Origin of the sequence: Bordetella petrii, from assembly GCF_020991325.1 — a bacterium.
Classification (GTDB): Bacteria; Pseudomonadota; Gammaproteobacteria; order Burkholderiales; family Burkholderiaceae_B; genus Bordetella_A; species Bordetella_A petrii_E.
On record NZ_JAJMLX010000074.1, the window covers coordinates 1 to 18,120 of the forward strand.

An 18,120-nucleotide genomic window follows, 5' to 3' on the forward strand; every position below is an offset into this window, starting at 1 on the left:
TACACCACTCCCAGGGCCCCCATGACCAGGGCCGCGCGGGAAGAAGGCGCGTGTCCCGCTGGCGCCCCGGCGCCGTGGCAGCGATGACATCGCGGCCGCGCAAGGCGTTTGCGGCGCCGTGGCCGGGCCCATCGAACCCATGACGCGCGATGCGCTGTCGTGGCGCATTACCATTCCAGTCGACGGCAGCCTGCCGGATGGCGGGTTGGCGCCCACCCTGATCCAATGGGACAGCCAGCCCCATCCCGCCAGCAAGCTGCCGGACCTGGGGTGCGCACTGCAAGGGCTGGAGATCCTGCATCCGCGGCCTGAACGCATGCGAGCCCTGCTGGCGGCCCTGGCGTTCGACGGCCCGGTGGATGTGCGGGCCGTGCCCGCGGGCGGCACGCCATGCTTGCGGGCGCACATCCAGACCCCACGCGGGCCGCGCATGCTGCCGGCCGCCGCCTAGGGGCGAGGCCGGCGCGGGCCTTAGTTGGATCGGATATCCGCCTTTTTCACGATCTCTTCATATCGGTCCAGGTCGGCGGCGATCTGCTGGCGGAACTCTTCGGGTGTATTGCCCGATGCGGTAATGCCCAGGCCCGCCAGCCTTTCTTCGATATCGGGCGAGTGCACCACGGCGTTGACCTCGCGCTGCAGCTTGGCCACGATGGCGTCGGGCGTGCCCGCCGGCGCCAGGATGCCTATCCATGAGTTCAGCACGAAATCCGGAACGCCGGATTCGGACACCGTGGGCACGTCGGGCAGCGATGGCAGGCGCTTGTCGGTGCTGACGGCGATGGCCTTCAACTGCTTGCGTTCTACATACGGATACGCGCCCGCCACCGCGGTGTACAGCAGCGGCAGGGTGCCGCCCACGACGTCGGCCATGGCCTGGCCGCCGCCTTTGTAGGGGATGTGTTCCAGCTTGGCGCCGGTGCGCTGGCTTAGCAGTACGCCGGCCAGGTGCGGGGTGCTGCCCACGCCGGCGCTGCCGTACGACACGCCGTTGGCCTGCTTCTTGGAATAGGCAATCAGTTCCTGCAGATTATTGAACGGCACCTTGGGGTTGGCCACGAGGATCAGCGCCGCATCGCCGATCTTGCTGACGGGGGCCAGGTCTTTCAATGTATCGAAGGGAATGTCGCGGTGCACATGCGGGTTGATGACCAGCGTGCCGTCGAATCCCACCACCAGGGTGTAGCCGTCGGGCTCGGCCTGTGCGGCCATCTGCGTACCTATGTTGCCCGACGCGCCGGGCTTGTTGTCGACGATGACCTGTTGGCCCAGGCGCTGGCCCAGCTTGTCGGCCACCAGGCGCGCGCCGGTATCGGTGACGCCGCCCGGCGAGAACGGCACGATCAGGCGCACGGCCCGGGACGGGTACTGGTCGGCCGTTTCCTTGGCCTGGGCGCCGGGGCTGGCCAGGGCCAGCAGCGCGCATAGCGGGGCCAGGGCCAGGCGCAGGCCCAGGCTATGACGGGAATGGCGAGAGGTGTGCATGGAGTCTCCTTGGTGTTGTTGTGGTGGTGCGATGTGCTTCGGTGCCGGCCGCGCGGTCATGTCGTCGCGGCAGTCGGTTCGGGGGCGGCGTAGTGGCGGCGCAGCCAGGCGCTGCTGCGCCCGCCCAGTTTTTGTCCCAGCTGGCTTTCGGCATAGTCGACGGCCCGCAGCAGGCCGGGCAGGGATATATGCGTGGCCAGGCCGCTGCGTTCGGCCATCAGTACCAGGTCTTCGGTGGCGGCGTTGCCCGCCGCGCCCGGCGCGAACGGGCATCCGCCGATGCCGCCAACGCTGGCATCGAAGCGCCGTACGCCGGCCTGGATGGCCGCCCAGGCATTGGCACAGGCCATTCCCCGGGTGTCATGGAAGTGCGCGGCCAGTTTCTCAACCGGCAGCTCGCGGGCCAGGGCGTCGAAACGTTGCTGGACCATGCCCGGCGCAGCGGACCCGATGGTGTCCGCGATGACGATTTCATCTGCGCCCGCCTGGTCCATGCGGGCGGCCAGGCGCAGCACGGCATCCAGGGGCGTGGGCCCTTCGAACGGACAGTCAAAGGCAACCGCCACATAGGCGCGCGTGCGCAGGCCCAGGCGGCGGGCTTCGGCCAGCGTGTCCTCGCATACGGTGGTGGCGCGCGCCAGGTCCATATTGATGTTCTTCTGGTTCATGGTCTCGGTGGCCGACAGCACCACGGCCACTTCGCGTACTTCCGCGGCATGGGCGCGTTCCAGTCCCTTCTGGTTCGGCACCAGGGCCGAGGCACGCAAGCCGGGCAACTGCCGGCGCACCGCGGCCATCAGGTCGGCGGCGTCGGCCATCTGCGGCACCGCCTTGGGCGACACGAAACTGGTGGCTTCGATACTGTTCACGCCCGCGGCGTGCAGCAGGCGGATCAGTTCCAGCTTGGCTTCGATGGAAACCGGCACGCGCTGGTTCTGCAAGCCGTCGCGCGGGGCGACATCGGTAATGATGAGCGTATCTACAGACATGAAGCGGCCTCGCCGTTATGCAATAGCGCCGGCATCGCGCAGCGCGGCCAGCTTGTCTTCACCATAGCCCGGCAGGGCGCCCAGCACGGTGTCGGTATGTTCCCCCAGTTCCGGCGGGCTGCCAAAGGTTTCCGGGGCGGCGGCCGAGAGCTTGATGGGGTTGCCCGGCATCTGGACCGTCGCACCCGATTTCAGCGCCACGTTCACCACCATGTCGCGCGCCCGCACTTGCGTGTCGGCCAGGGCCTGGCGGAAGTTGTTGACGGGCCCGCAGGGTATGCGGGCCGCCGACAGTTTTTCCAGCCAGTAGGAGGTAGGGCGCGTGCGCAATTCGGCGCTGACAATGGCGTCGATGGCGGCCTTGGCGGCATAGCGGCCGGGCTGCTTGTCGTATTCCGGCTGGCGCAGCGCCGGCAGGTCTATGCATTCCAGGAAACGCTTCCAGAAAGCGTCGCCGATGCAGGCCACGATGATGTGGCCGTCCTGGGTGGGGTAGCTGTTGTAGGGCACGTGCACAAAGTGGCTGTTGCCTATGCCCTCGGGCACGATGTCCGACATCAGGTGCATGGTGGCCATGTAGTTCAGCAGCGAGATCTGCGCGTCCAGCATCGACACATCTACATGCTGGCCCTGGCCCGTGCGCTCGCGCTCGGCCAGCGCGGCCAGCACGCCCATGGCGCCGAACACGCCGCCGCCCAGGTCGCCGATGGGAATGCCGCTGCGTGTCGGGCCTTGTTCCGGGGTGCCGGTAATGGACATGCCGCCGCCCATGGCCTGCACCACCTGGTCGAAGGCGGGGCGCTGGGTGTCGGGCCCCGTGCTGCCGAAGCCGGTTACCGAGCAGGTGATGATGCGCGGGTTCACGGCCGACAGGGCCGCATGGTCGATGCCCAGGCGCTGGGTGACGCCCACGCTGAAATTGTCGAACACGATATCGGCGCTGCGCACCAGGTCTTTGAATACGGCCAGGCCGGCCTGGCTTTTCAGATCGATGCACACGCTGTGCTTGTTGCGGTTGAGCGTCAGGTAGTAGGCGCCCATGCCCTCGCGCGAATAATCCGGGTCGTGTTCCAGCAGGCGCCGGGTGCCTTCGCCGCTGCCCGGCGGCTCGACCTTGATGGTGCGCGCGCCCAGGTCGGCCAGCAGCATCGTGCCGTAGGGGCCTGAAAGCATGTGGGTCAGGTCCAGCACGGTAATGTGTTCAAGCGCCAAGTCGAGTCTCCTGCCAGGTTCATTGCTGGTGTACCGTGGCTTATGCAAGCATCGTGCCAGGTCGACGTAATTTCTTAAATTATTGAAATCATTGGGTTTTATTTTCGAGTGGCTGTGGTGGGCGTTTCATGAGACATTCATGGCACATAGAAATGTCTTGTCGAAACATAAGCCCGACCATGAGCTACGCCGATTCCGGAGCGCGCGCCGACCTGCCGCGCCTGTGCTTTCTCAGTTACCGGCAGATCCGCGAATTCGCCATGCCGGTGGTGGCCGAATACACCGGCCGTGCCCAGATCGAAGTGATCGACGGCACTTTCGGCGGGGCGCTGGCCATCGCCCAGGACAGGCTGGACCGTGGCCTGGTCGACGCTTTTGTCAGCGCCGGCTCGAACGCCAGCATTCTGCGCGCTGGCCTGCAGGCTCCCGTGGCCACGATCCAGCTGACGGGGTTCGATCTGCTGCAGGCCCTGATCCAGGCGCGCCGCATTGCCGACCGGGTGGGCGTGGTCATGTATGGTCGCATCATTCCCGAACTCGATGCCGTCAAAGACCTGCTGAACATCGAGATCGCCCAGCATGCCTATCAAACCCCCGACGATGCACGCCAGCGGTTCGAGCAGTTGCGGCGCGAGAATTTCCAGGTCATTGTGGGTTCCAGCCTGGTGGTGGAACTGGCCCAGCAGGCCGGGCTGCACGGTTTGCTGGCCTATTCGCTGGGCAGCGTGCGCAAGGGGTTTGAAGACGCGATTGAACTGGCGCGGGTGGCGCGGCTGGAGGCCGGCCGCTATGAACAATTGAATGGCGTGCTGCACAGCCTGCAGGATGCCGTGCTGGCCGTGGACCGCGATCACCGCGTCATTGCCGTGAATCCTTCGATGCAACGCCTATTGGAACAGGATGCGGCGGCCCTGGTCGGCCGGCCGCTGGACCAACTGCGGCCCGAACTGACGCTGCGCGGCACGCTGGAATCGGGAACGGCGGAAAGCACCGGGCTGCAGCGCCTGGGCGGACGCGACTGGGTGGCCAACCGCACCGCGATCCGCGAGCGCGGCGCCATCGTGGGCGCGGCCCTGACGCTGTACGATGCCGGCCGCATACACGAGGCCGATACCAGCCTGCGGGTGCAACAGCGGCGCCGGCAGAACACGGCCAAGTACCGGTTTTCCGAATTGATAGGCAGCGGTGCGCGCTTCATGCGGGCCGTGCAGTCGGCGCGGCGCTACGCGCAAACCGACCTGACGGTACTGATCGCCGGTGAAAGCGGGGTGGGCAAGGAACTGTTCGCCCAGGCCATCCACAACGAAAGCCAGCGCGCCGACCGTCCTTTCGTGGCCGTGAACTGTGCGTCGTTTCCCGAATCGCTGCTGGAAAGCGAGCTGTTCGGCCACGAAGAAGGAGCGTTCACCGGCTCGCGGCGCGGCGGCAAGCGCGGCCTGTTCGAAGCCGCCCACACCGGCACGCTGTTCCTGGACGAAATCGGCGACATGCCGTTGCCATTGCAAAGCCGCTTGCTGCGGGTGCTGCAGGAACGCGAAGTGACGCGGCTGGGCGCCACGGCCGCCATTCCGGTGGATGTGCGCATTATCGCCGCCACCCACCAGCCCCTGGCCGACATGATCGCGCAGCGCCGCTTCCGGCAAGACCTGTACTACCGCGTCAATACACTGCGGCTGGAAGTGCCCGCGCTGCGGGACCGGCCCGAGGACATCGCGCCGCTGATCGAGGCCTTGCTGGCACGGTGCCTGGCGCGCCTGGGTTCGCCCCTGCCCGCGGCAGGGGTCATAGGGCCGTGGCTGCCGCGCCTGCGGCACTACGCCTGGCCCGGCAATGTGCGCGAGCTGGAGAACATTACCGAGCGCATGGCGGTGTTCCTGATGCCCTACCTGAACGAGGACCAGGTCGACCACGAAGCGTTGCGGCACGATTGCCCCGAGCTGTTCGAGCCGGGCGCGGCGCCGGAAAGCGGCGCGGCGTTTTCCCAGCGCGAACGGGCCTTGCAGGCCCTGCGGGCTTGCGGCGGCAACCGCCAGGAAGCCGCGCGCCGGCTGGGTATCAGCCGTTCAACCCTGTGGCGCTGGGCCCAGGCGCCGCAAGCCTGATCAGTGCGCCATGCGGGGCGGCGCCATCAGCGTGAAACCTTGCAGCGGCAGACGCAGCGCGATCAGCGCCGCCACCAGCAGCAGCGCGCCCGAACTGCCAAACGCCACCCAGTGGGTGCCGAAGGTTTCGTAGCCCCAGCCGCCCAGCCACGAACTGATCATGGCGCCCACCTGGTGGCCCAGGTACGCGCAGCCGTACAGCACGCCAACCAGCCGCACGCCATACACATCGGCCAGGATGGCCGACGACATGGCGATGCTGCCCGACCACACCACGCCGCCTATGGCGGCGGCCAGGTACAGTTCCCAATGCGTGCCCACCACCATCAGGGCGAAGAAGCCCAGTCCCCGGATCAGGTAAATGGTGGCCAGTATCTTGCGGCGCGGCAGGACATCGGATACCCGGCCCAGCACCAGGGTGCTGAAGATGGCCACCAGGCCTATGGTGCCGATGCCCAGCGAACTGGTCGTGGCATCGAAGCCGTGGTCCATCAGCATGGGGATGCCGTGGGTGCCCAGCAGGTTCATGCTGAACCCACAGGCAAACAGGCCCAGGGTGATCTTCCAGAACGGCGCGGTGCGGGTGGCTTCGCGAAAGCTCAGGCTTTCGGGCAAGGGGGCATTCTTGCCGGCGGCGGACCTGGCCGCGATCTGCTCGGGCGTCAGGTCGGTGTTGGGCGGCGCCTGGTCGCGTATGATGAACAGCGCCATGGGCACGGTCAGCACAGTGAACACCGCGGCAAAGCCCACCAGGGCGGCCTGCCACGAAGTGGATTCCACCGCGTAGGTCAGGGCGGGTGTCATCACCGCGATACCGGCCATGGAACCGGTGGAAAGAAAGAACAGCGCCATGCCGCGCCGGCGCGTGAACCATTGGGTCAGTACCGGTGTCAGGGCCACCGGGCTGGTGAAGGCCAGGCCCACCGACATCAGCACGCCGAAGGCCAGCAGGAAGCTGACGGGATCGCGCGCATAGACTGTCCAGATGATGGAAACCACCACGATGGCCGTGCCCAGCAGCAGCACGAAGCGCGTGCCGTGGCGCGCCACCAGGATTCCCGCCAGCGGCATGCCCAGCCCGTAGCACAGCATGCCGATGGCCACGATGCTGGACAACAGGCTGCGGCTGAAGCCCAGGTCCTGGGCCATGGGCAGGAAGAACGGGCCCACCCCCATGCGCATGCCTACCGTCAATAGCGTCAGCAGCGTGGCCGCTGCGACGATGTTCCACCCAAAATACCAGCCACCCCACCGTGTTCCAGACAACGTCGTCTCCGCAATCTTGTTAAGAGCCGTCTCTTGCCGTCGGGCGGCCCAGGCAGGATTGTCGACGATTTTGCGCGGGCGCGCTCGGCGTGTGTCCGGTGAGCGAACTTCGGGTGCTGCGGATTCAGTATGTGCCGGGATACTCGCCGCCGTCGATCAGCCAGCTTTGGCCGGTAATGTAGCCCGCCAGGTCGCTGGCCAGGTAGGCCACCAGCGCCCCGACTTCCTCGGGGCGCCCGAAGCGGCCCGCCGGGTTGCCGGCCATGCGGGCCTGGCGGATGTCGTCATAGGCGCGCCCGGTGGTTTCGGCCAGTTTTTCGATATGGCGGTGCTGGGCCCGGGTATCGAAGGCGCCGGGCAGCACATTATTGATGGTGACGTTGTGGCGGATGGTCTGGCGGGCCAGCCCGCCCACGAAGCCGATCAGGCCCGCACGCGCGCCGTTGGACAGGCCCAGTTCGGCGTGCGGCGCCTTCACGCTGCGCGACACAATGTTGACAATCCGGCCGTAGCCGCGCTGCTGCATGCCGTCCACCACGCGCCGGATCAGTTCGATCGGCCCCAGCATCATGGCGTCCAGGGCCGCGTGCCAGGTGGCCTTGTCCCAGTCGCGGAAATCGCCGGGCGGAAACCCGTCGGCGTTGGTTACCAGGATGTCGGGGGCGGGGCAGGCCGACAGCGCCGCCTCGTGCCCCTGGGCGGTGGTGATGTCGGCCACCACGTAGCCTACGTTACGGCCCGCTTCCGCCGACAGGGCTTGTGCCGCCGTGCGCAGGGTTTCCAGCGTGCGCGCCGCGATGACGACGTGCGCGCCTTCCAGGGCCAACTGGCGGGCCGTGGCGCGCCCCATGCCCTGGCTGCCGCCGAAGACCAGTGCCGAGCGATTGTGTAGTCCGAGTTCCATGAGCCTGTCCGTAGTGGTGGGGTGGGGGCGGGTCAGTGCGATTGGAACACGAAGCTGTCGCTGTACACGTGGGCCAGGTCGGCGCCCGCGTGCGCGCAGCGCGCCTTGGCGTCCTGGATCATGGCCGGCGATCCGCACAGGTACAGCGCATGTTCGGACAGGTCGGGCTGGTCTTGCAAAATGGCGTCCTGCACGTAGCCGGTGCGGCCTGTCCAGCCGGCCCCCGGGCGCGACAGCACCGGCACGAAATTGAAGTCATACAGGCGGTCGCGCCAGCCGGCGATTTCATCCAGCATGTACAGGTCTTGTTCGGTGCGTGCCCCCCAGTACAGGCTGACGGGCGGACAGTCGTCGTCATCCAGCAGGGATTCCAGGATCGCCTTGATCGGCGCCATGCCGGTGCCCGTGGCGGCGAACACCATGGGGCGGTAGTCCTGGGCATGATAGTGAAAGCTGCCATGCGGCATTTCCACGCGCAGTCGCTGGCCGGCCTGCATGCCGCCCAGCAGGCGGTCGGTGAAGTAGCCGCCGGCCACGCGGCGTATCTGCAGGTCCACGCGGCAGTCGTCGGGCGGGTTGGCCATCGAGAAGCTGCGGTGCGAACCATCGTCCAGGTGGATGTTCAGGTACTGGCCGGGCCGGTACAGAACGCCATGGTCGCCAGGCAGTTGTAGCTGCAAGTGATACACGTCGGGCCCCAGCAACCGCAGGCCGCCGACCTGGGCATCGATCAGGGTGGGCTGGGAATGCAGCGGCCCGCTTTCCACGCTGATGGTCAGGTTCGACAGCGGGCGGGCCTGGCAGGCCAGGCCGTGGCCCTGCGCGTGCTCTTCTTCGGTCAGGGCCAGCGGCAGTTCGCCGTCTTCATAATGCACCCGGCCTTCCATCACCTGCATGCGGCAGGTGCCGCAGCCGCCGAAGGTGCATTCGTGCGGCAGCTCCACGCCCTGGCGCTGCGCCGCGGCCAGCACGGTTTCGCCGTCGGCGACTTCAAACGTCTGCTGGCTTTGCAGCCATAGCACGCGATGTGTCATAAGCATTCCTGTGCGCGGCGCGCGCGCCTATTTCTTGATGTCGGCCTGCACCACCACTTCGGCCGTGCCTTGCAGCAGGTCGCGCAGGGCTTGCAGGGCGGCCACGCCGCAGGCCGTGTCCTGCTCGCCATTGCCGCCCGACAGTCCCACGCCGCCTATTACTTCGCCATTGACCACGATGGGATAGCCGCCGACGAACACGGCGAACTTGCCGTCGAAGCTCCACTGGATGCCGAACGCTTCATTGCCGGGCAGGGCGGGGCCGTTGGGAGGCGTGTTGAACAAATGCGTGGAACGCTTGTGGCCGGCCGCCGTGAAGGCCTTGTTCCAGGCGATCTGGGGGCCGGTGACGCGGGCCCCGTCCATGCGTTCCATCACTATCGGGAAACCGCCTTCGTCGGTAATGCATACGGTTTCGGTCACGCCGATCTCGCGGGCCTTCTCCAGCGCCGCCAGCGCCATGGCGCGCGCTTCTTTCAGTTCCAGTTTCAGTGCGTTCTTCATCAGGTAATCTCCGGGGGAATGGTCGGACGCGGGTCAGATGCCGCGGTACACCGTCTTGATCTGGGTAAAGAAATCCAGGCCGGCACGCCCCGATTCGCGGAACGTCGAGGTGCTGGAATGCTTCAGCCCGCCAAAGGGGGCGTTCACCAGATTGCCGGTGGTGGTGCGATTGATCTTCACCGTGCCCGCCTCGATGTCGTTGGCGAACACATGCATGTAATGCGGGTTGCGCGTGGCAATGGCCGCCGACAGGCCGTAGTCGGTATCGTTGGCCTTGGCCATGGCGTCATGGAAATCGCCGGCCTCGATAATGGCCAGCACCGGCCCGAAGATCTCTTCGCGGGCGATGCGCATGTGGGGCGCCACATCCGTGAATACGGCCGGCGCCACGTAGTAGCCGCGGTCGTACCTGTCTCCGTTCAAGCGTTCGCCGCCGCACAACAGGGTGGCTTCGGCGCGTCCGATGTCGATGTACTTCAGCACGGTGTCCAGTTGCTTGGCGGTGGCCAGCGGGCCCAGGTCCATGCCGGGTTCCATGCCGGGGCCGATTTTCAGGGCACGCACGCGGGCCAGCAGTTTCTCGGTGAAACGCTGCTTTACCTCGGACACCGCCACGATGCGGCTGGTGCCGGTGCAGGCCTGGCCGGTCAGCGAGAATCCGCCCTTGATGGCCAGGTCTACCGCGGCGTCCAGGTCGGCGTCTTCCATCACGATCAGCGGGTTCTTGCCGCCCAGTTCCATTTGCAGGCGCGTGGTCAGGTGCACACTGCGATGAATGTGCGCGCCGGCCTGCGTCGAGCCGGTGAACGAGATCGCGCGCACGGCGCGCGAGGTGGTAATGACGGCGCCCACGTCGGCCGCGCGGCCGGTCACGCAGTTCACCACGCCGGCTGGCATGCCGGCATGCGCCAGCGCTTCCACCAGGTGCAGCGCGGTCAGCGGCGCATCCGACGAAGGCTTGAACACCACCGTATTGCCGGTAATCAGCGCCGGCGCGAGCTTGCGGGCAGGGATGGACGCCGGAAAGTTCCAGGGCGAGATCACGGTCACCACGCCCAGCGGTTCGCGGTGGCTGTACACATACTGCAGCGGGTCGTCCTGGGGATAGGTCTCGCCGCCAAAAGTCTGCCCTTCCACGGCATAGAAGCGCAGCGTCTGGGCGCTGCGCAGGATTTCGTCGCGAGCCTGTGCCAGCGCCTTGCCTTCTTCCAGCGTCAGGTCTTCGGCGAACCGCGCGGCATTGGCTTCCAGGTAGCCTGCGGCGTCGTTCAGGATCTTGGCGCGCTTGCCGATGGGGGTGGCGCGCCAGGCGGAAAATGCCCGCGCTGCCGCGCTGACGGCCGCTTCGGCGTCGGCCGCGCCCGATGCCTGGAAGCGTCCCACCGTCATGCCGGTGTCGGCCGGATTGATGTTGTCGAAAGTACGCCCGGACTGGCAGGGTTGCCACTGGCCGTCGATGTAATTCTGGTACTGCTGAATGGATTCCGTCATGCCGCTGCTCGAATCATGAGTGTGTGACGAAAGAGGGCGCCGCGCGCGGCGCCCTCCCGGTGCTCAGGCCAGGGCCAGCTCTTCGCGCGGTACATCGCCCGCCACGTAGTCGTGGTACAGCGCGGTGGTGTACAGCAGCCGCATCTGCGCGCCGATTTCGCAAATGCGCAGGCATTTGGCCTGCAGCTCGGGCGTGTTGGCATGTTCCAGCACGATCTGGTAGCCGCGTTCGCCGTGGATTTCGTCCGACACGATATGCAGGTCGAAGAACTCCACTTCTTCATCGGTAAAGCCGTACTTCTCGCGCAGGGTGGGGGTCTGCTTGCGGTAAATGGACGGCACTTGCGATTCCAGTCCCACTACCAGCCCTGCCACTGCCACGACCGGGTCTTCGCGCATGGCCACCGCATAGCACCAGGATTGCAGGCCGCGCGTCGTGGGCGACATGTTGTCGGGGTTGGTGACCCGTTCGCGCGTGGTGCCGCAGGCTTCGGCAAAACGGATCAGCAAGTCGGTATGGCGGTCGCCGCCGATTTCTTCTTCGTACATATTGGCCAGCAGGAAATCCTTGGCCTCGGTCATGTGGTCGGGGGTGCGGGCATACAGATAGCCCAGGTAGTCGGCGAACGGGCCGACATAGTGGTAGTGGTTCTCTGCCCAGCGCGCCAGGTGGTCGCGGCTGAGCCGGCCTTCGGCCCAGGCCACGCTGAAGGGAGCCTTGTTGGCGCTCTTGCCTGTGATGGCTTGTTCCAGCGCGGCGCGGAAATCATCGCGGTTCATCAGTTGGGTCATGGCTATTACCTCGGTAGGGGTGGGCCGCCGCGGATGGGGAAGCTGCCAGAGATGCGGCGATTGGGAATACTGTATACCAAATAAGGCCCATGTCAATCAGAAGTACCCAGGGAAAACCCGCAAGAAAGCCGCCTGTATTTCCAGATTTCATCGGGTGTTCATAGGGGGAATCAGAATCTGGCCGTGATATCAGTGATTACCTGAGTTGTGGCGTAAATCTTATTTGGTATACAGTATTCTTAAATTCGGGCGTCCAGACAGGAGAACCGCGTCATGCCCCACGTTATCTTCCACAAGAATGGCCAGACCTATGCCGACGAGGTCAAGCAGGGCGCGAACCTGGTGGTGCGGGCCGGCATCAAGCAGTTTCCGTTTCCGCACCTGAGCTACGAATGCGGCATGGGCAAGTGCGCGCGCTGTGCGTGCAAGGTGATGTCGGGCGCCGAACACCTGCCGGCGCCGAACTGGAAAGAGAAAAAACAGCTGGGCGACCGGCTGGACCAAGGCTACCGACTGGTGTGCCAGCTGTGGCTGGAACATGACATCGAACTGCTGCAGGAGCCTGCCGCATGAGCGCCGGGCACTGCGTCTACGTCGTTCTGACCAGCAAGCCGGGTTCGTACCGCACCGAGCCGAATGCCGACATCGAGCTAGTCGAAGCCTGGGACTACCTGCTGTGCGGCCGCCTGCGGGCGCGTTTCCATATCGGCCGCCTGCTGCGCGAAACCCGTGTGCGCGTGGTGGATGAGGACGGTACGGTCAATCAGGTGCCGTCGAAGTTCCTGGAGCGCTTCGATACCTACGCGCAAGCCCGCCGCGAGCTGGACCGCCTGTGCACCTTCGGCACGTTGGATGCGCGCCTGCAAGCCGCCGCCGTGGCGGCGCCTCTACCTTGAAGCCAGCGAGGCAGTTTCATGATCCGCATTACTTTTGTGACTAATCAGGGCAAGACGGCCGAGGTGCCGGAAAGCACCAACCTGCTGCGCGCGTCGCTGCGCGCCCAGGGCGGTATTCCGTTCAAGTGCGGGGGCGGCCTGTGCGGCACCTGCAAGTGCACCATCGAAAGCGGGCGCGACCACGTGGACGACATCAAGCCCAAAGAGCGCAAGCACCTGACCGAAGAGCAACTGGCCCAGGGGCGCCGCCTGGCCTGCCAGACGTTCGTGCACGGCGATATTTCGGTGTCATGGTAGCTGCGCGTTGACATCATGGGCGGCTGGCGCCGCCCGGACCGTCAGGGTTCCATTTGCGCGGCGTTGTAAACGTGGCGCGCCGCCAGCAGGCTGGCCAGTTCGGCATCGCCCTTGATCACCGCGCGCAGGATGGATGCGTGCTCTTCCCAGTTCTGCTGTGCCCGCGCGCTGCTGAAGGGGGCGAACAGCACGGCGGTGCGGTCGCGCAATGACAGCATCACTTCTTGCAGTACCGAGTTGGCCGCCACGCGGCCCAGCGACTCGTGAAAGCGGCGATTCAGCAGGGTAAGCGTTTCCAGGTCGGCGCTGCTGGCCAGGCGGGTACCTTCCGCCAACAGGGCTTCCAGGTCGGCGATCTGGGCCGGGTCATGGCGTTGGGCCGCCAGCTTGGCGTTCAGGCCTTCCAGGGTGGCGCGCACTTCTACCAGTTCGCGCAATTGGCCGCGTTCGAACTGGGTAACCGAGGCGCCGCGGCGGGGCTCGATGGTAACCAGTCCGCAAGCCGCCAACTGGCGCAGCGCTTCACGCACCGGCATGCGCGATACCGAGAACTCTTCGGACAGCCGGCCTTCGATCAGGCGTTCGCCGGGGGAAATAGCGCCGGTCAGGATTTTTTCGCGCAGCGCATCGACGATCAGTTGTGTCAATGGCGAATGATTGAGCCCGATGCGGTTGTCTCCAGAAGCCGTGCCCATTGTCTGCATTGTGTCCATCCGTTTTTGTGTCATCTGTACGGCGCGCGCTGGCGGACGAAACCCGCCATGCCAACGCGACGTTTGGCTAATGTATACGGAGAAAGATTTCTGTGTCGACCCGGGGCTACGCCTATGGCGAGCCAGATTGACGCCGGTCAGTCCTGTTGCGCGCGCTGGCGTGCGCGGCGAATTTCGGCGAACGAGCGTTTGTCCAGCATGGCCGGCGCCCACAGGCGTTCCGGCGACAAGGTGTTCAGGCGGCCTGCCTGCCAAGCCACAAAGGCTTTTTCCAGGCGGGCCAGCAGCGTCGGGCGCGGTGTGCCGCGCAGCGTGTCCCAGCCGGGCGTGCGCGCGGGGGCGGGGTGCGAAGGATCGATCAGTTCAAGTACGGAATCAGTCATGGGTAAAGACCAGTGGCGGGGCGGTTGTCAGGCGGATGGCCCGGCCGCGATACGGGGAGTGGATAAGTCATTATAAGGGTTTTCACGGATATCGTATCCACTAATGCCGCAACCTCAGTCCGGGAAGGCCTGAAATTGCCCAAATCTTGCGCAGCGAAGCGTCGGGAAAGTGCTTGAAAAGCAAAATGCACCAGGAAGGTGCATTTTTGTATACCGTTTAAGCCTGTTTCTATTCTGGCCAAGGGAAAATAGGGGTATTCCAGCCCAAAATTCCGGGTAAATACCAGGGGATTTTGGGCTCTGTTATGTATATTGTATACGTACGCTTATTTCCATTCATACTTCGGGGAGCAAGGCCATGGATCTTTCGTCAGCCATCGGGCCCGCGCACTGGACTTATCTGGCCGGCGTGCTGGTGATCATCGTGACCATGGCGTTCCGGGCGAACGTGGTCGTGCCATCCATCATCGCGACCGCGGTGGTGGCCTACGCCTGGTCGGGCAATCCCATCACGGCGGTGGGCAGCATCTTCAGCGCCAGCATGACGGCGGCCCGCGAGCTGTTCAACATCTTCCTGATCATCGCGCTGATGACCGCCTTGCTGAATTCGCTGAAGCACATCGGTTCCGATATCCGCATGGTGCGGCCGTTCCGGGCCGTGATGACAAACGGCCACGCCGCGTTCTTCATCCTGGCCCTGGTCACGTATCTGATTTCCCTGTTTTTCTGGCCGACGCCTGCCGTGCCGCTGGTGGCGGCCGTGCTGCTGCCGGCGGCCATCGCCGCCGGCCTGCCGCCACTGGCCGGCGCCATGGCCATAGCCATCGCCGGCCAGGGCATGGCCCTGTCGTCCGATTACGTCATCGGCGTGGCGCCGGGTATCAGCGCCAAGGCCGCCGGCGGTATCAGCGCGGCGCTGGTGGGAGACCGCGCTCTGGTGTTGTCGCTGATCGTGGGCGCCATTGCGCTGTCCCTGTCGTACTGGAAGATCCGCCGCTTCATCCAACCGGGCAGCAACAGCCTGCTGGAACGTTGGGAATTGACGCCCACGGGCCTGGGCGTGCAGCAGAATCCCGGCACGTACGACAAGACCGAGATCAGCCGGGGCACCGCGCACGAGCACGAACTGGCTACGGACGAAGAGATCGAGGCCGAATTGCGCCGCGATGCGCATGCGGGGGCGTCGCGCCTGTTTGCCGTGCTGACCCCGCTGGCTTTCCTGGCGGTGGTGCTGCTGATGGCGGCTCCCAAAGTCATCAGCGGGGCGCCGGAACTCAAGGGGGGCGATGCCGCCATGCTGATCGGCGGCGTGGCGGCCTTGCTGATGATCTGTGCCACCCAGGCCGCCGTGGGCTGTCGGCAGATGCTGGACCTGGCCGCCGATCACCTCACAGACGGTTTTGTATTTGCTTTCAAGGCCATGGGTTCGGTGCTGCCGATCGCCGGCTTTTTTTTCATCGGTTCGGACAGCACCGCGGGCAGCATCCTGGGCATTCCGGCCGGCCAGCATGTGCCCAACCTGCTGTTCGAACTGGTGCAGGCCGGCCAGCATATGATTCCCGACAGCCAGATGCTGGTAGGGCTGGGTGTACTGCTGATGGGCATGGTCACCGGCATCGACGGATCGGGTTTTTCCGGTTTGCCGCTCACGGGTACGGTAGCCGGCGCCTTGGGGCCGGCGTCTGGGGTCGAGGCGGCCGCGCTGGCGGCGGTGGGCCAGATGGGCGCCATCTGGACAGGCGGCGGCACCCTGATCGCCTGGTCTTCGTTGATCGCGGTGGCGGGCTTCGCGCGCGTGCCCGTGCTGGAAGTGGCGCGCGCGCTGTTGATCCCCGTGGTGACGGGACTGGTCGTTGCCACCCTCGCGGCGGTGACGCTGTGGGGCGGCGCCGGCTGAGCGGCTGGCCTCAGTGGCGCCGCAGTTCGAATGCGGGGCGGACTGCGCCTGTGCGCAATCCCGCCGCATTGGCAATCGGCGGCCGGGCCCAGGCGCGCAGCGAATCTTCCGTGCCGTTGCACAGGCCCAGCTGGCGCATGGCTTCAATGGCGGCGGCGTACACGGCTGCCATATTGCCGTCGGACACCTTCACCGCAATGCCCAGCCCCTGGCTGCGCACACCTATGCCCTGTACACCGTCGGCGCCTGTCTTGGTGACCCAGTCGCCGGGCGCCGCGCTCATCAGCGCAAGATCCGACCGCTGCGATCCACTTACCAGGAAAGGGTGGCCGACCATGGCGCGGTACAGGGCGTGCAGGGACGCCGACTGGCCCGCGCCGCCGGGCTCGGCGGTAGCCAGCCTGCCATAGCCCAGCGCCAGGGCCGACAGCGGCAAGGCATAAGTGGGAGCCGAGCAGCCATCGATACCTTGCCGCAACGCGGCGGCATCGACGCCGCAGGCCTGCGCAAGCTCGGTGCGGATGGCGGTTTGCAAGGGGTGATCGGCGTGCAGGTAATTGTGCCGCGGCAGGCCGTGCTGCGCGCAATAGGCCAGGAAACCGGAATGCTTGCCCGAACAGTTGTGGTGCAGCGCCGTCGGCCGGAAGCCGGGCGGCACGTCGGCGCCGGGCAAGGTGTAGGCCAGGGGAACGTGGCAGCCGCACTGCAGTTCGGCCACCTGGCAACCCGCGCGTTCCAGGATGTCCGACACTGCTGCCAGGTGGCCGCTTTCGCCGGAATGGCTGGCGCACAGCAAGGCCAGATGCCGTGCCTGCAGATCGAAATGCCCGGGCCCGCCCGCGCGCATGAAAGGCAGCGCCTGGAACGGTTTCAGCGACGATCTGGCGAAGGTCAGCGCGCCCGGATCGCCGGCACTGGCGACCAGCCGGCCCGCGGTATCCACGACGGCGATCGAGCCGTAATGCTGGCATTCGACCACGTCGGCCGCGGCGTCGGCGCCGCCGCGGGTACGTTCAATCAGCAGAGTGTGGGTGGACATGCGGCGCATCCGGGGCAAGAGAACAGCTGCGCAGTGTAGCGGCATGGCGGCCGCCACGCCACGCCCCGCTTACCCGCGCGGCAAGTCCGCGCCCGGCAGCACGGCCTGCAGGCTGCTGCGTACCTCTATCAGCTGCGGTTCGCGCGCCTGCAGCCCCTGGGCGATGGCCGCATCTACCTGGTCCGCCGAATCCACGCGCCGCGCGGCCATGCCGAACGCCGCCGCCAGCGCCGGGAAGTCGGGATTGCCCAGCGCCGTGCCGCTGATGCGCCCGGGGTAATAGCGTTCCTGGTGCAGGCGGATGGATCCGTAGCTGTTGTTGTTCGACACGATGAACAGAATGGGCAGCCGGCGCTGCACGGCGGCGATCATCTCGTTGCCGGTCATGAGGAAACCGCCGTCGCCCACCAGGCACACGGTCTTGCGTCCGGGGTGGCGCAATGCGCTGGCAATGGCTGCCGGCGTGCCGTAGCCCATGGCGCCCGCCAGGGGCGACATCAGGCGCTGCGTGCCAGCAAACGGAAAGTGCCGGTACACCGGGGCCGCGAATGTTCCCGCGTCCAGGCAGACGATCACGTCGTCCGGAGCGTGCGTGGCCAGGCTGCGCACCACATGGTTGAAATCGACGCCATCCGGCGGGTTGCCGATATTCCAGGCGGCGCGCTGCTGGTGCAGGGCGCGCAATTCCGCCGCCCATTCGGGGTCGCGATGGCCCGGCACGCCTGGATCCGCGTCATGCGCCAGTTGTTCCAGCAGCGCCACCGGATCGCATACCAGGCCGTGGTCTGCCGCGAAGTTCAGGCCCACCACGTGGTCGTCGGGATAGCAATGCACCAGGCGCTGGCCGGGCCGGGGCAGGGTGGGGAAGCGGTAGCCTTGCGTGGGCACATCGCCCAGGCGCGTGCCCAGCGCCAGCACCAGGTCGCTGCGCTGGAACGCGTCGATCTGCCGGTCGGGATTGGACAGCCCCAGCTCGCCCGCGTACAGCGCGTCATCGTTGGGGTACAGGTCGTGGCGGCGGAACGATACCGCCACGGGAATCTGCCATGCCTGCGCGAAGGCGCGCAGGGCCTCGCGGCCGCCGGGCTTCTCCAGCGCGCCGCCGGCCACGATCAG

19 protein-coding genes are annotated in these 18,120 nt (G+C 66.2%); 6 read left to right on the top strand and 13 right to left on the bottom strand.

The window, feature by feature from the left end; genetic code table 11:
* The first annotated feature begins 88 nt into the window (after nucleotides 1-88).
* The gene (locus tag LPZ50_RS09875; RefSeq protein ID WP_329957658.1) at nucleotides 89-451 is read left to right on the top strand and encodes a VOC family protein; all 363 of its coding nucleotides are present in this window, start codon (nucleotides 89-91) and stop codon (nucleotides 449-451) included.
* Nucleotides 452-471: 20 nt separating this feature from the next.
* Here LPZ50_RS09875 and LPZ50_RS09880 read toward each other — a convergent pair whose 3' ends face one another.
* Genes LPZ50_RS09880 through LPZ50_RS09890 form a run of 3 tightly spaced genes read right to left on the bottom strand, consistent with a single transcriptional unit; the run spans nucleotide 472 to nucleotide 3,686 of the window.
* Nucleotides 472-1,485, bottom strand: a complete 1,014-nt coding sequence (locus tag LPZ50_RS09880; protein WP_230660707.1) for a Bug family tripartite tricarboxylate transporter substrate binding protein — start codon at nucleotides 1,483-1,485, stop codon at nucleotides 472-474.
* 56 nt (nucleotides 1,486-1,541) lie between these two features.
* Nucleotides 1,542-2,474 carry a hydroxymethylglutaryl-CoA lyase gene (locus tag LPZ50_RS09885; protein WP_230660710.1) on the bottom strand — a complete coding sequence of 311 codons (933 nt, stop codon included), beginning with the start codon at nucleotides 2,472-2,474 and terminating at the stop codon, nucleotides 1,542-1,544.
* Nucleotides 2,475-2,489: 15 nt separating this feature from the next.
* Complete coding sequence (locus LPZ50_RS09890; protein ID WP_230660713.1) at nucleotides 2,490-3,686, bottom strand: CaiB/BaiF CoA transferase family protein; 1,197 nt, start codon at nucleotides 3,684-3,686, stop codon at nucleotides 2,490-2,492.
* A 179-nt stretch (nucleotides 3,687-3,865) separates the two neighbouring features.
* Here LPZ50_RS09890 and prpR point away from each other — a divergent pair, with 179 nt between their 5' ends.
* Entirely contained in the window at nucleotides 3,866-5,788 is a 1,923-nt protein-coding gene (prpR, locus tag LPZ50_RS09895; protein WP_230660715.1) for a propionate catabolism operon regulatory protein PrpR, read from the top strand.
* Here prpR and LPZ50_RS09900 read toward each other — a convergent pair whose 3' ends face one another.
* From LPZ50_RS09900 to LPZ50_RS09925, 6 genes are all read right to left on the bottom strand, one after another.
* A complete protein-coding gene (locus tag LPZ50_RS09900) occupies nucleotides 5,789-7,054 on the bottom strand; it encodes an MFS transporter (RefSeq protein ID WP_230660718.1) in 1,266 nt (421 codons plus the stop codon).
* A 124-nt stretch (nucleotides 7,055-7,178) separates the two neighbouring features.
* The gene (locus tag LPZ50_RS09905) at nucleotides 7,179-7,958 is read right to left on the bottom strand and encodes an SDR family oxidoreductase (protein WP_230660721.1); all 780 of its coding nucleotides are present in this window, start codon (nucleotides 7,956-7,958) and stop codon (nucleotides 7,179-7,181) included.
* A gap of 32 nt (nucleotides 7,959-7,990) precedes the next feature.
* The gene (locus tag LPZ50_RS09910) at nucleotides 7,991-8,992 is read right to left on the bottom strand and encodes a 2Fe-2S iron-sulfur cluster-binding protein (RefSeq protein ID WP_230660724.1); all 1,002 of its coding nucleotides are present in this window, start codon (nucleotides 8,990-8,992) and stop codon (nucleotides 7,991-7,993) included.
* Nucleotides 8,993-9,019: 27 nt separating this feature from the next.
* Nucleotides 9,020-9,496 (bottom strand): GlcG/HbpS family heme-binding protein, encoded by a 477-nt coding sequence (locus LPZ50_RS09915; RefSeq protein ID WP_230660727.1) that lies wholly within the window; start codon nucleotides 9,494-9,496, stop codon nucleotides 9,020-9,022.
* Nucleotides 9,497-9,529: 33 nt separating this feature from the next.
* Nucleotides 9,530-10,987, bottom strand: coding sequence for an aldehyde dehydrogenase family protein (locus LPZ50_RS09920; RefSeq protein WP_230660731.1), 1,458 nt, complete (start codon nucleotides 10,985-10,987; stop codon nucleotides 9,530-9,532).
* A gap of 63 nt (nucleotides 10,988-11,050) precedes the next feature.
* The gene (locus tag LPZ50_RS09925) at nucleotides 11,051-11,779 is read right to left on the bottom strand and encodes a TenA family transcriptional regulator (RefSeq protein WP_230660734.1); all 729 of its coding nucleotides are present in this window, start codon (nucleotides 11,777-11,779) and stop codon (nucleotides 11,051-11,053) included.
* Nucleotides 11,780-12,052: 273 nt separating this feature from the next.
* Here LPZ50_RS09925 and LPZ50_RS09930 point away from each other — a divergent pair, with 273 nt between their 5' ends.
* The 3 genes from LPZ50_RS09930 to LPZ50_RS09940 are packed head-to-tail and all read left to right on the top strand — an operon-like array spanning nucleotide 12,053 to nucleotide 12,972.
* Nucleotides 12,053-12,352, top strand: a complete 300-nt coding sequence (locus LPZ50_RS09930) for a 2Fe-2S iron-sulfur cluster-binding protein (RefSeq protein ID WP_230660737.1) — start codon at nucleotides 12,053-12,055, stop codon at nucleotides 12,350-12,352.
* Nucleotides 12,349-12,675 (top strand): ferredoxin, encoded by a 327-nt coding sequence (locus LPZ50_RS09935; protein ID WP_230660740.1) that lies wholly within the window; start codon nucleotides 12,349-12,351, stop codon nucleotides 12,673-12,675. The genes LPZ50_RS09930 and LPZ50_RS09935 overlap by 4 nt, the downstream gene beginning before the upstream one ends.
* 18 nt (nucleotides 12,676-12,693) lie before the next feature.
* Complete coding sequence (locus LPZ50_RS09940; RefSeq protein ID WP_230660743.1) at nucleotides 12,694-12,972, top strand: 2Fe-2S iron-sulfur cluster-binding protein; 279 nt, start codon at nucleotides 12,694-12,696, stop codon at nucleotides 12,970-12,972.
* Nucleotides 12,973-13,013: 41 nt separating this feature from the next.
* On the opposite strand, the gene LPZ50_RS09945 is transcribed toward LPZ50_RS09940, so the two are convergent.
* Together LPZ50_RS09945 and LPZ50_RS09950 are read right to left on the bottom strand one after the other, a co-directional pair.
* Complete coding sequence (locus LPZ50_RS09945) at nucleotides 13,014-13,667, bottom strand: GntR family transcriptional regulator (RefSeq protein WP_230660746.1); 654 nt, start codon at nucleotides 13,665-13,667, stop codon at nucleotides 13,014-13,016.
* A 155-nt stretch (nucleotides 13,668-13,822) separates the two neighbouring features.
* Nucleotides 13,823-14,068 carry a hypothetical protein gene (locus LPZ50_RS09950; RefSeq protein WP_230660749.1) on the bottom strand — a complete coding sequence of 82 codons (246 nt, stop codon included), beginning with the start codon at nucleotides 14,066-14,068 and terminating at the stop codon, nucleotides 13,823-13,825.
* 358 nt (nucleotides 14,069-14,426) lie between these two features.
* Here LPZ50_RS09950 and LPZ50_RS09955 point away from each other — a divergent pair, with 358 nt between their 5' ends.
* Entirely contained in the window at nucleotides 14,427-15,965 is a 1,539-nt protein-coding gene (locus LPZ50_RS09955; protein WP_230660752.1) for a hypothetical protein, read from the top strand.
* Between the two features lie 10 nt (nucleotides 15,966-15,975).
* On the opposite strand, the gene LPZ50_RS09960 is transcribed toward LPZ50_RS09955, so the two are convergent.
* A complete protein-coding gene (locus tag LPZ50_RS09960; RefSeq protein ID WP_230660755.1) occupies nucleotides 15,976-17,004 on the bottom strand; it encodes an asparaginase in 1,029 nt (342 codons plus the stop codon).
* A gap of 69 nt (nucleotides 17,005-17,073) precedes the next feature.
* A partial coding sequence (locus tag LPZ50_RS09965) for a thiamine pyrophosphate-dependent enzyme (RefSeq protein WP_230660758.1) occupies nucleotides 17,074-18,120 on the bottom strand: 1,047 nt, incomplete at its 5' end.